Genomic DNA, 12,616 nt, shown 5'->3' on the forward strand with positions numbered 1-12,616 from the left:
AAGCGGGACTTTTGGTCTTGAAAAACTTTAAAAGTTGTGCTTCTAAGCAATTAACTGATAATCATGCTGGTTTTAGTTTGCTATTACAAATAAATGTATTAATTTTGCAGACCTTTTGGCAAAGAAGAGTTTCCATTAGGTATCAACTATTTATGTAAAACAACTTCTGTTTTTTCTACTGCTTTATGAAACTCGAGGAAAACAGAATACAAATTTTTTATCAGCATGTCTGAACAAATTAAATCACAAGAAGAGTTTTTAGCAAATTTTAACTGGCATAACTTCCAAGAAGGAATCGATGCAGTAGATGAGAAAAACTTACAAGAGTTTGAAGAACTAGTATCTAAGACTTTCATCGCTACAGATCAGGAAGAAGTAGTGGAAGGTGTTGTTGTTAGAATTACAGATAGAGACGTTATCGTTGATATCAATGCTAAATCTGAAGGTGTTATTTCTTTAAATGAATTCCGTTACAACCCAAATTTAAAAGTTGGTGACAAAGTAGAAGTATTAATTGACATCCGTGAGGACAAAACAGGTCAGTTAGTATTATCTCACAGAAAAGCACGTACTATTAAATCTTGGGATAGAGTTATTGCAGCTAATGAAACTGGAGAAATCGTTAACGGTTTTGTTAAATGTAGAACTAAAGGTGGTATGATCGTTGACGTTTTTGGTATTGAAGCGTTCTTACCAGGATCTCAAATTGACGTTAAGCCAATTAGAGACTACGATGTATATGTAAACAAAATGATGGAATTCAAAGTGGTAAAAATTAACCACGAATTCAAAAACGTTGTTGTATCTCATAAAGCTCTTATCGAGGCTGATATTGAAGTACAGAAAAAAGAAATCATCGGTCAATTACAAAAAGGACAAGTATTAGAAGGTGTTGTTAAAAACATTACTTCTTATGGTGTGTTCATTGACTTAGGTGGTGTTGACGGATTAATTCACATTACTGACCTTTCTTGGAGCAGAATCAACCACCCAAGTGAAGTTCTTGAATTAGACCAAAAATTAAACGTTGTAATCCTTGATTTCGATGATGAGAAAACAAGAATTCAATTAGGATTGAAACAATTAAACGCTCACCCATGGGATGCTTTAGATGCTAATTTAACTATTGGTGACAAAGTAAAAGGTAAAGTAGTTGTAATCGCTGATTACGGTGCATTTATCGAAGTTGCTGAAGGTGTTGAAGGTTTAATCCACGTTTCAGAAATGTCATGGTCAACTCATTTACGTTCTGCTCAGGATTTCGTAAAAGTTGGAGATGTTGTTGAAGCTGTTATCTTAACTTTAGATAGAGATGACCGTAAAATGTCATTAGGTATCAAACAATTGACTCAAGATCCATGGACTGACATTACTTCTAAATACCCAGTAGGTTCTAAACATACAGGTATCGTTAGAAACTTTACAAACTTTGGTATTTTCGTAGAATTAGAAGAAGGAATTGATGGATTAATTTACATCTCTGACTTATCCTGGACTAAGAAAATCAAACACCCGTCTGAATTTGTAAATGTTGGTGAAAAACTTGATGTAGTAGTATTAGAATTAGATGTTGAAGGACGTAAATTATCTTTAGGTCACAAACAAACTACTGCTAATCCTTGGGATCAATACGAAGATTCTTTCGCTGTAGGAACTATCCACAATGGTGAAATTTCTGAAATCGTTGACAAAGGAGCTACTGTAGAATTCGGAGATGATATCGTTGCTTTCATTCCTACTCGTCACCTTGAAAAAGAAGACGGAAAGAAATTGAAAAAAGGTGATACTGCTGATTTCAAAGTAATCGAATTCAACAAAGAATTCAAAAGAGTAGTTGCTTCTCACACTGCTATCTTCCGTGAAGAAGAAGAGAAAAATGTGAAAGCTGCAACTGAAAATACTTCATCTAACTCTTCTACAAATGCACCAGCTGCAACTTTAGGAGATAACAATGATGTATTAGCTGCATTAAAAGCTAAAATGGAAAAAACTGAGAAAAAATAATTCTTAGCTTTTTATAAATAGAAAGTCCCACAGTGATGTGGGGCTTTTTTTGTGCTTTTTGTTTCAGATATTGGGTTTTATGTTTGTCAGTTCGAGCGGACTCGATAACCTCGTGATAATTGGAATTTGGAATTTAAAGAATTTACTTTTAGAATTTCAAGAAGCTATTTCCAGCTATCATTCCAATCTTTTATGGCGAACCCCGCCACAAAAGGATTTTCCCTTCTATCTGGGCTAGGGCACTGGTTTTCAGAATAAAATTAATTTGAAGCTAATAATTTTGCTTCTTCGGGAGTATAGTAATCTTCAATAGCATAAGAATTGATTCCTGTTATCTTCATTTCATCCAGAATATCTACTAAATTACCATAATTAGATTTTTTACTCGGCTTAATAATTACGGTAACGCCAATTTCAGGTCTACCCATTCCAGCGGAGTATTCATGAACTTTCTTATCAATAACTAATAATTCTTTACGTATTCCGTCTTTTCCATAATATACTTCTTTTGGGTTTTGGACAGGAGCGAACAACAATCCCATATATGTAATCATTTTATCGTTGTCATCAAGTAATACGGTTAGAATACGATTTTCATCTGGTCGGTTACATACAGGTTCCGGACCGCAGCCTCTATCACCATCTCCAAAGTTCATTATTTTTGGTTTGGCTAATTCAGTAGCAACCATAAAAAATATAATCAGTAAAAAAGAAATACTAACCATTGCAGTTAAATCGACTTTGTTATTTAGCTTTCTGCTTCTGACCTTTCTATTAATTTCCATAGTTTTGTGATTTAGTTGGCTGCTAATAATTTTGTTTCTTCGGGAGTGAATTCGTTTACAATGGCGTAAGTTTCAATTTTTGAAATCGCCATTTCATCCAGAATGTCTACCAAATTTTTAAAATTGCATTTTTTGCTTGGTTTTATGATTACAATTGGACCTCTATTCGAATCTCCAGAGTATTTCTGAATTTTATTTTTCTTATTTATGAGTTCTTTACGAATACCATCGGCTCCATATTTAAATTCTTTAGGTAATTTATCTGAATATCCAAGTAATCCTGAATAGGTAATAATTTTATCTTTGTCATCAAGTAAAACTGTTATAACACGATAATCTATGCCAGCCCCACAACGAATAACTCCATCCCAAACTGGATCTTTTTCAGGTAAACTTAAAGCCATTATTTTAGGCTTTGCCAATTCAGTTGCAACCATAAAGAATATAATCAATAAAAAAGAAACACTGACAATAGCCGTTAAATCAACTCTTGCATTTAACTTTTTGCTTCTTACTTTTTTAGGCAGATTTTCCATGATGAATCTATTTTGATTTAAAGTTATCGAAAAAAATGTTACATAAGTTCGCCGATTCAAAAAAGTTAAAATTTTTATTTTTAAATCTTTATTCATAGTGTTTTTTAAGATTGTTGATATTATGACTTCTTTAGTTGCCTTTTGCTTCTATGTATGCTTTCAGATGGGTAAGTATGAAACCGAAGGATTGGAAAAAGCTGTAATTTAAACCTTTTTAACTTACTCAATAGCGCTAAGTTGATTCAGGAGTTAAAAACGTAATTTTAGATATACCACGTTATAAAGAAATGTGATAATACTTTCTGGTCACTGATTGAACTCTCACTCAATAATGATGCGTATATTTGGAATAGTAATTAATAAATAATGCTATCTATGAAGAAAATAGGATTTTTATCGTTTGGGCACTGGTCCAATCATCCTTCCTATAAAACTCGTACGGCAGGAGATACACTTCTTCAGTCCATTGATTTGGCCGTTGCTGCAGAAGAAATTGGTTTGGATGGTGCTTATTTCCGGGTTCATCATTTTGCTGCCCAGTTGGCATCACCTTTTCCTTTACTTTCGGCTATTGGTGCTAAAACAAGCAAAATAGAGATTGGAACAGGAGTGATTGATATGCGGTATGAGAATCCATTGTATATGGTGGAAGATGCCGGCGCAGCCGATTTAATTTCAGGAGGACGTTTACAATTAGGAATCAGCAGGGGATCGCCGGAGCAGGTCGTTGACGGATGGCGTGCTTTTGGTTACGAACCTGTGAAGGGGGAAACAGATGCTGATATGGGGCGCAAAAAGGCCCTTGAATTTTTGAATAGGCTCAATGGTGAAGGATTCGCAGAGCCAAATCCGTATCCGATGTTTCCAAATCCACCAGGCTTATTGCGTCTTGAACCATATTCAGAAGGATTGCGAGAGCGGATCTGGTGGGGAGCTGCATCGAATGCTACTGCTGTTTGGGCTGCCGAAAACGGTATGCATTTGCAAAGTTCAACCCTTAAGTATGACGAAAATGGAAAGCCTTTTCATATCCAGCAGGCGGAACAGATCAGGTTATATAAGGAAGCCTGGAAAAAAGCAGGGCATCAGTGGGAACCACGGGTTTCAGTAAGCCGTTCAATTTTTGCTCTGGTTAACGATCAGGACCGGTATTACTTTGGAGAACAGGGAAAAGGGTCAGATAGTTTTGGTAATATAGAAAAAGATAAACGGGCAATCTTCGGAAAGAGTTATGCAGCTGAGCCCGATAAGCTCATTGCAGAGCTGGTTCAGGATGAAGCCATCCAGGAAGCCGATACGCTATTGCTGACAATACCCAACACACTGGGCGTTGAATATAATATTCATGTGCTGTCAGATATACTAAAATATATTGCCCCGGAACTCGGTTGGCGTTAAATCTTTAAAAAACACACAAAGTCCCCTCATCTTAAAAAGGGGACTTTTGACTTATCTGTATGCCTAACTAATAGCACAGACACAGTTTTAATTTCTAATTAAAAATGCTCCAGGTTGTTCTTCATTGTTGTCATATTCACCTTCTAGGCCAACAGATTCCAGTTCTTCCCAGTCATTTTCATCGTACTCCGAAATCAGATCATCCTCAAGGTGTTCTTCAAGATCGCCAAGTTCTAAGTTGTAATGATTGCTGGCAGTCAGTTCAGCTTCAAAGGCTCTATCCAAATAATCATCGTAATTTAATAGTAACTGCTCTTCATAATATGTCATATCGCCTGTAGATTCCTCATGCGTATAGAAGTTTTCGCATTTCATATAAATAAGTTTAAAGTTTGTAGTTTATTATGGCCCAATTAATTAGCCAGATTTAAAAGTACATTTTATATCCTGAAGAGATTTTATACAATTTTTCGGAATAATTATTAAGTTTTCATCTTGTTAACTGGTGCTGAATTTTGAAAAAAGGATTAAGTTGGAAAAAGGATGGCGTGTTACCTGATTATTAAAGTTTCAGTGATTTCAAAGTTTTAAGATTTATTAAACATAAATCATGAATATTATAATTTAATGGTAATGAAAAGATAAAGTCCAAAAAAGTTTTTTATATTTTTAAAGACGATTATTTTATAGGCATTATTTTTCTGCATTCCGGAATAAAATAGTACTGTACTCTAGTTATTTAATATTAATTCTTATTTAAATTTATAAGTATTAAAACCAAAATGAATATTATAGCGTAAATGAATTTATAACTTAAAACATTCATTATGAAAACTAGAAAATTTTTAGCTGTAGCAATTTTAGCTTTGGGATTCGGATTTACATCATTTGCACAAAAAACGGTAATGGTTGGAGGAGCTGCCATGTATCCAAATAAAAATATTGTCGAAAATGCCGTTAACTCAAAAGATCATACGACATTGGTTGCTGCTGTAAAAGCTGCCGGATTAGTAGAAACATTACAAAGCAAAGGACCTTTTACAGTATTTGCGCCTACAAATGCTGCATTTGACAAATTGCCCGCAGGAACTGTTGAAACATTATTGAAACCGGAAAACATCAAAACATTACAAACTATTTTGACTTATCATGTTGTGGCAGGAAAAATGAACGCTTCGGATATTGCAAAAGCAATAAAAATGGGTAAAGGAAAAGCAACTCTTAAAACAGTTAGCGGTGGAACTCTAACTGCGTGGATGGATGGAAAAGATTTGTATATCTCTGATGAAAGCGGAAATAAATCGAAAGTTACAATCGCTGATGTTAATCAGTCAAATGGTGTAATACATGTAGTGGATACTGTATTGCTTCCAAAAATGTAAAATTAAATTAAGTTAGTTGGATTCTTTACAATTTTAAAAAGTCACAGTTTTATTGATTAATAAAACTGTGACTTTTTACATTATATCTTCTTTACGTATTGTGTAATAATTACAATTTGCTGGCCATCTACTTTTCCTTCAATATATTCGGCATTTTCGTGGTCTAAACGGATGTTACGCACAGCAGTGCCTTGTTTGGCAACCATAGAGGAACCTTTTACTTTTAAATCTTTGATTAAAACAACAGAATCTCCATGTTCTAAAATTACACCATTACTGTCACGATGAATGATTTTGTTTTCGTCGTCTTCACCTTCGCCAGTAGCTTGTGCCCACGCAAGTGTGTCTTCGTCTAAATACATCATGTCCAGTAATTCCTGTGGCCAGCCAGCTGAACGCATACGGCTCAACATTCTCCACGCAACGACTTGTACTGCAATATTTTCATTCCACATACTGTCGTTTAAACACCTCCAGTGATTTAAATCTGTGTTATCCGGGTTTTCAATTTGATCAACGCAAGTGGTACATGCCATTATTGCTTCGTCAATTCCTCCTTTTTGGGTAGGCGGGACCTGATATACTTTTAGGTTTTCAGTTGCGCCGCATAGTTCACATTTAGATCCGCTGCGTTTGTTTAATTCTCTTTCGATGCTCATTATTTTGGTATTTATTTGAAAGGCGAAATTAGTTTTAATTGCTTTCGCTTGCAAGTTTATGTTATACAGGTTGTTATTTTAGGAAAAAATATAGCAGCCATAAAACAAAAAATATAATTCCAATTAGTAAGATTCTGTTTCCATGTTTTCTATCATCTTTAGAATAGGCGTAAATTCGATTTCCGTTAGGAAGTGTTTTTTTATAAGTTAGTAGATGCCATCCGATAAAAAACGCCCACAATCCACCAAAAAGTGCGGAAATGTATCCAAATATTAAAAATAAAGGATGATTTTTTTCTGGTTTTGCTAATTGTAATATTCTTTGTTCTTTTATTTTTTCAATTCTTTCACTACTTATATCAATTCCTTTTTGTTTTAAAACCTTTTTTGCAAGCGAAACATCGAATGCATTCCATTCATCACTTTTAGATATTACTTCAATTAATTCTTCATCTGAAAAAGTAAACAAATAATAATCTTTTTCAATTTCATTTATTTCTTTTTCAGATTTTTCAATTAGTATTTCGTTGACTTTATCAAAATCCTCTTTTTTAATTTTTAAACAATATTCAGTGCCAAAGCCATTGTTTGCAAAAGTAGGGTCAAAACTTAAAGAATTATTTTCTAAAAAATATGCAATGTTTTTCTCTTCTATTAATTTTATAAGTTCATTAGCTGAATTCTTGTGGTTGAATTTTTCAAAAGTTATAAATTCTTCTATCATATTTACTTCCTTTATTTCTTCACTCTAACTGCATTCGGAACCAGCATTTCATATTCACCGCCGTTTCGTAATACATCCCGAACGATACTTGAACTGATATAGGAAGTTCTGGCTGCAGTTAATAAAAAAACAGTTTCTATTTTAGAAAGTCGTCTATTGGTATGGGCAATAGCTTTTTCGAATTCGAAATCGGCTGGATTACGCAGTCCTCTTAAAATAAAATGGGCTTTTTGTTTGTGTGCCAGATCAATAGTTAATCCTTCGTAACTTATTACGGATACTTTTGGTTCATTTTTAAAAGTTTCTTCAATAAAGCGTATTCTTTCTTCAAGTGAAAACATGTATTTTTTTTCGGCATTCACACCAATGGCAATTACAATTTCATCAAAAAGAGAAATTCCTCTTTTGATAATGTCTTCATGACCAAGCGTGATGGGATCAAATGATCCGGGAAATATGGCTTTTCGCATTTTTTAGAGTTTGTAAGGTTCTGAGTTTCTAAGTTTTACTTTTTGGTAAAATCTATAGAAACGTTATTTTAGAATTTTAAAATTTGAAATGTATTTTAGGTAATTCTTTTTGGGTTTATGGCCTTCACCCATTCTTCTTTTTTACAAATGTCACATTTTGCAGTTCCTGCTTTGTGTTCTTCGGTATGTCCGCAAAAAGTACAGGCATACATTCCGTTAGCTGGAATGATTTTGCTCTTTTCATTAAACAAAGCAGGTAAAATCGGGAGTCCAAATTTTACTTCTTTATCTTCATAATAAAAAATACTTATATCGCCGCTAGGTTCTATAAAAGCGTGTTTTACCTGTCCTAAATGTTCAATCGAATTTACCCTAAGCTCAGAGAAAAATTCATCTTGTGCCAAAGTTTCTTTTTTGAAACTTGTAACAGAAAATTTTCCGTCATTGATCAGACATTCGGTTTTGCCTTCAATAAGCTCTTCAAATTTTTTGCTTTTGCCTGTTAACCAGGTAACAGATCGATATAAAATGATAATTACTGTAAAAACTACGATAGCTGGCACAATACCAACATCTTCATAAAACATTGGATCGCCCGCCGCTGAACCTAATGCAATAATAATGACAGTTTCAAAGACGGATAATTGTTTTACTCCGCGTTTTCCGGCTAATTTTAATGTTATCAGCAAAATAATAAACATTACTGTTGAACGAAATATGACTTCGAGAAGAAAAACTCCCGGTAATTCGTTAAATAACAATCTATCCCATTCGAAGATTTCTTTCATTTTTTAAAGTTGCTAAAATATTGATTTACTTATGTTTAATTGTTTTTTTTAGTTATGTTGTTTTCTTGTAATTTTTATTATTTCATCTTCCTGATAAAGCTTCAAAATGTCTTTTCTGGAATAATAGACTTTTTTGTTTGAATAGTTTTCTGATTTATTTAAGTCATCTACTTCATAAGGCATATATGCATCAAAATCGTTATGAGTTGTATAAATACTATCTATAGTTACTTTGTCAATTCTCAAGTTTGAATAATAACCATTTGAAAACTTTAAATTGTAAACATCACCTGAAACTGGATTTTTTATTAGAATACTGGTTTCTTCCTTTTTATCAAAATAATTATTGATTGAAAAGAAAATGAATCCAGCTATTACAATTGAACCTAAATACATCCATGGAGTAGAATTTAATTTTTCATTTCTTAGTTTTAGTTGAATGTTTTCCGATAAATCGTCATATTCAAATGTTTGTTTACAATGATCACATGCTATAACTACAAGTTTTCCAACAGGAAATAACGGAATTAACGTAAGATGGGTATATCTTCTGTAAATGTTAAAATGTAATGAGTCTTCTTGATTACATTTCGGACATTTTTCATTTAAAATCGTTCCGTTTTTTATGTTTGAATCACGGGTTCCAACTATAATCATCATAAATTAACCTCATTTATTATTTAAAAAAAGGTGCTAAGATCTTAGAAACTTAACACCTTGATATCTTAGTGACTATTCTAAAGCCAGCTCAATAGCATTCGTAAACAAATCTTCCAGAGATATTCCGGCTGCTTTGGCTTGCTGCGGAATCAAACTTTCTGTGGTTAATCCCGGAATGGTGTTCATTTCGAGCATATGTGGTTCGTTGTCTACAATGATGAATTCGCTTCGTGAGAAACCTTTCATTTTTAAAACTTCGTAAGCACGTTTGGCTGTTTCGCCTATTTTTTGTGTTAGTTCATCAGAAATTCTCGCTGGTGTGATTTCTTGTGATTTGCCTTCGTATTTGGCTTCGTAATCAAAGAAATCATTGTCTGAAACAATTTCAGTGATTGGTAGAACGGTAATTTTTCCTTTGTAATTAATCACTCCAACCGAAACTTCCGTACCGTCCAGGAAACTTTCGATGATGATTTCGTTGTCTTCTTTATAAGCTACTTCAATCGCAATTGGCAATTCGGCAGCAGTTTTTACTTTTGATATTCCGAAACTTGAACCTGCCTTGTTTGGTTTTACAAAACAAGGCAAACCTACTTTGTTTACAATTTCGTCTGTATTGATGACATCTCCTTTATTCAGGTAATAAGAAATTGCGGTTTTGATTCCGTATGGTTTTAAAACTGACAATAAATCACGTTTGTTGAAGGTTAAAGCGGCCTGATAATAATCGCAGGATGTTTGTGGAATTTGCAATAACTCAAAATAGGCCTGCATTAATCCGTCTTCGCCTGGTGATCCGTGGATAGCATTAAAAACACAGTCAAATTTGATTTTTTCACCATTTACGGTTACCGAAAAATCGTTTTTATCAATTGGAAATTCAGCATCCTTTTCATCTACATAAACCCATTTCTCCTTAAAAATATGAATACGGAATCCGTTATATTTTGTTTTATCAAGATATTGATGTACTACGTTTCCTGAGATTAGAGAGATTTTATATTCGCTTGAATATCCGCCCATGATGATGGCAATGTTTTTCATTTTTTGGTGTTTATGTGTTTAATCTGTTATAATAGTTGATTTGTTAAATCGTTTAATCCAAATATCTTTAAAAACCTAAAGCCCTAGCCCTGATGGAAGCGACATCCTTTTGTGCCGGGTTCGGCGCAAAAGATATAGCGAACAGCAGGAAACAGCTCCTGAAAATGAAATTCCAAATTTTTAAATTCCACATTCCAAAAATCTTCCTTCGACTTGCTCAGGATGACAATAATATTACTTTCTTGTTTTAAACAAAATTATCATTTTTTTTGAAACGAAATAGCTTTATCTTTGCGTCAACTAAAAATAAATTTATGAGTTTACGTAAGTATTTAACTAGCCGGGTGTTTTTTTTACAAGTATTAGGTGCGGCTGCTATTATTGCCGTTTTAGGTTATTTGTTTATGCATTGGTTGACTTTTACAACTGATCACGGACATGAAATTGCAGTTCCGGATTTAGCGAAACTGACCGAAGAGCAGGTGGAGGAAAAACTGGACGAACTGGACCTGGATTATGTGCTTTTGGATAGTGTTGATTATAAAAGTGAATTTCCTAAATATAGTGTAGTGGAGCAGGATCCGCTGCCGGGAACAAAGGTAAAAGTAGGTAGAAAAATATATATTAAAATTAATGCATCCGGGTTTTCGTCTGTTCGAATTCCGGATTTAATCGATAAAACATATCGTGAAGCGGTTCCAACATTGAAAGCCTTAGGGCTTGAAGAAGGAACGATTACCTATATTCCGAATCTGGGAAAAGATATGGTTATGGAACTTCGTTATAAAGGCAGAAACCTAAAAGCAGGAGACCGCGTATTAAAAGCATCCAAAATTGACTTGGTTCTTGGAGACGGAAAAGCAACTTATGTAGATGAAAGTGAGATAGACAGTACTGCTGCGCCAACTGATGAAAACCCAACTGATGAACGATAATAATGAAAATTTAGACCTGGAAGACGAATTATTCGAACATTTCAGGTTTGATGTACCTAAAGGTCAGGCGCTTTTGCGAATTGACAAATATTTGATGAATATGATTCCGAATGCAACCCGGAATAAAATTCAGAATGCGGCAAGCGAAGGAAGTGTTTATGTAAATGAGATTCCGGTAAAATCAAATTATAAAGTAAAACCTCTTGATATTATTACGGTGATGTTGTCGCATCCCCCGTTTGAAAACCATATCCTTCCTGAAGACCTTCCGCTTAATATTGTCTATGAAGATGATGCTTTGCTGTTGATCAACAAAGAACCGGGAATGGTGGTTCATCCGGGTCACGGAAACTACACCGGAACTCTGGTAAACGCATTGGCACATCATTTTGACAACCTGCCCATGAACAGCAGCGAACGTCCGGGGCTGGTTCACAGAATTGATAAAGATACCTCTGGACTTTTGGTAGTGGCGAAAACCGAAGCGGCAATGACGCATTTGGCGAAACAATTTGAAGCCAAAACTTCTGAACGTGAATATATTGCACTGGTTTGGGGAAATGTTGCCGAAGAAGAAGGAACAATCGAAGGAAACCTTGCCAGACATTTAAAAGACCGTATGCAAATGGCCGTTTTTGCTGATCCTGAAATAGGGAAGCCTGCCATTACACATTATAAGGTTTTGGAGCGTTTTGGTTATGTGACTTTGATTTCATGTCGTTTGGAAACCGGAAGAACACACCAGATTCGTGCGCACATGAAACATATTGGTCATCCGTTGTTTAATGACGAACGTTATGGTGGTCATTTGATTTTGAAAGGAACTACGTTTACCAAATACAAACAGTTTATCGAGAATTGTTTTAAAGCTTTGCCACGTCAGGCGCTGCATGCTAAAACTCTTGGTTTCGTGCATCCAAACACCAAAGAAATGATGCGTTTTGATACCGAATTGCCTCAGGATTTTCAGGATTGCCTCGAAAAATGGCGCAATTATTCGAAATCACATCATGTTGAGGAGGAAGAGTAGTAAAGAGTAAAGAGTAAAGAGTAAAGTATATATTAAGTTCCCCTAAATAGTTATTTGACTTTTAGGGGTATTTTTTTAAATGCAAAAATATAAATTCAAGAAAAGATACTTATTTGACTTAACTCTAAAAATCTAAAAAGTCCAAAAAGCTAACCATCTAAATTTAGTAAGTTTGTATTAAAGCAATTACTGCTTGTGAAA

At 34.3% G+C, this 12,616-nt stretch carries 14 protein-coding genes; 5 read left to right on the top strand and 9 right to left on the bottom strand.

The genetic code is table 11. The features are described 5' to 3' along the window. Positions 1-225: 225 nt before the first annotated feature. Complete coding sequence (gene rpsA / locus ACEN2I_RS15525; RefSeq protein WP_441767014.1) at positions 226-2,004, top strand: 30S ribosomal protein S1; 1,779 nt, start codon at positions 226-228, stop codon at positions 2,002-2,004. Between the two features lie 260 nt (positions 2,005-2,264). Here rpsA and ACEN2I_RS15530 read toward each other — a convergent pair whose 3' ends face one another. Together ACEN2I_RS15530 and ACEN2I_RS15535 are read right to left on the bottom strand one after the other, a co-directional pair. Further along, positions 2,265-2,789 carry an ExbD/TolR family protein gene (locus ACEN2I_RS15530; RefSeq protein WP_441767015.1) on the bottom strand — a complete coding sequence of 175 codons (525 nt, stop codon included), beginning with the start codon at positions 2,787-2,789 and terminating at the stop codon, positions 2,265-2,267. 11 nt (positions 2,790-2,800) lie between these two features. Next, positions 2,801-3,325 carry an ExbD/TolR family protein gene (locus tag ACEN2I_RS15535; protein WP_441767016.1) on the bottom strand — a complete coding sequence of 175 codons (525 nt, stop codon included), beginning with the start codon at positions 3,323-3,325 and terminating at the stop codon, positions 2,801-2,803. A gap of 375 nt (positions 3,326-3,700) precedes the next feature. Between ACEN2I_RS15535 and ACEN2I_RS15540 the strand changes: the two genes are divergently transcribed. Then, a complete protein-coding gene (locus ACEN2I_RS15540) occupies positions 3,701-4,723 on the top strand; it encodes an LLM class flavin-dependent oxidoreductase (protein WP_441767017.1) in 1,023 nt (340 codons plus the stop codon). 87 nt (positions 4,724-4,810) lie between these two features. Here ACEN2I_RS15540 and ACEN2I_RS15545 read toward each other — a convergent pair whose 3' ends face one another. Then, complete coding sequence (locus tag ACEN2I_RS15545) at positions 4,811-5,098, bottom strand: hypothetical protein (RefSeq protein WP_441767018.1); 288 nt, start codon at positions 5,096-5,098, stop codon at positions 4,811-4,813. Between the two features lie 452 nt (positions 5,099-5,550). Between ACEN2I_RS15545 and ACEN2I_RS15550 the strand changes: the two genes are divergently transcribed. Continuing rightward, positions 5,551-6,105, top strand: a complete 555-nt coding sequence (locus ACEN2I_RS15550) for a fasciclin domain-containing protein (RefSeq protein ID WP_441767019.1) — start codon at positions 5,551-5,553, stop codon at positions 6,103-6,105. Positions 6,106-6,185: 80 nt separating this feature from the next. Here the strand turns inward: ACEN2I_RS15550 and ACEN2I_RS15555 are convergent, their stop codons facing one another. The 6 genes from ACEN2I_RS15555 to ACEN2I_RS15580 all read right to left on the bottom strand — a co-directional run bounded on the left by ACEN2I_RS15555 (position 6,186) and on the right by ACEN2I_RS15580 (position 10,450). Then, positions 6,186-6,764 carry a PhnA domain-containing protein gene (locus ACEN2I_RS15555; RefSeq protein WP_441767020.1) on the bottom strand — a complete coding sequence of 193 codons (579 nt, stop codon included), beginning with the start codon at positions 6,762-6,764 and terminating at the stop codon, positions 6,186-6,188. 73 nt (positions 6,765-6,837) lie between these two features. Further along, entirely contained in the window at positions 6,838-7,488 is a 651-nt protein-coding gene (locus ACEN2I_RS15560; protein WP_441767021.1) for a hypothetical protein, read from the bottom strand. 11 nt (positions 7,489-7,499) lie between these two features. Further along, positions 7,500-7,958 carry a pantetheine-phosphate adenylyltransferase gene (coaD, locus tag ACEN2I_RS15565; RefSeq protein ID WP_441767022.1) on the bottom strand — a complete coding sequence of 153 codons (459 nt, stop codon included), beginning with the start codon at positions 7,956-7,958 and terminating at the stop codon, positions 7,500-7,502. A 95-nt stretch (positions 7,959-8,053) separates the two neighbouring features. Further along, a complete protein-coding gene (locus ACEN2I_RS15570; RefSeq protein WP_441767023.1) occupies positions 8,054-8,746 on the bottom strand; it encodes a DUF421 domain-containing protein in 693 nt (230 codons plus the stop codon). Positions 8,747-8,794: 48 nt separating this feature from the next. Continuing rightward, complete coding sequence (locus ACEN2I_RS15575) at positions 8,795-9,406, bottom strand: hypothetical protein (protein WP_441767024.1); 612 nt, start codon at positions 9,404-9,406, stop codon at positions 8,795-8,797. 72 nt (positions 9,407-9,478) lie between these two features. Further along, positions 9,479-10,450, bottom strand: a complete 972-nt coding sequence (locus tag ACEN2I_RS15580; RefSeq protein ID WP_441767025.1) for a D-alanine--D-alanine ligase — start codon at positions 10,448-10,450, stop codon at positions 9,479-9,481. 314 nt (positions 10,451-10,764) lie between these two features. Between ACEN2I_RS15580 and ACEN2I_RS15585 the strand changes: the two genes are divergently transcribed. Then, positions 10,765-11,385, top strand: a complete 621-nt coding sequence (locus tag ACEN2I_RS15585; RefSeq protein WP_441767026.1) for a PASTA domain-containing protein — start codon at positions 10,765-10,767, stop codon at positions 11,383-11,385. After that, entirely contained in the window at positions 11,375-12,415 is a 1,041-nt protein-coding gene (locus tag ACEN2I_RS15590) for an RluA family pseudouridine synthase (RefSeq protein WP_441767027.1), read from the top strand. Before ACEN2I_RS15585 ends, ACEN2I_RS15590 begins: the two co-directional genes overlap by 11 nt. The last annotated feature ends 201 nt before the right edge of the window (positions 12,416-12,616 follow it).

The organism is Flavobacterium sp. W22_SRS_FK3 (genome assembly GCF_052113665.1).
GTDB lineage: Bacteria > Bacteroidota > Bacteroidia > Flavobacteriales > Flavobacteriaceae > Flavobacterium.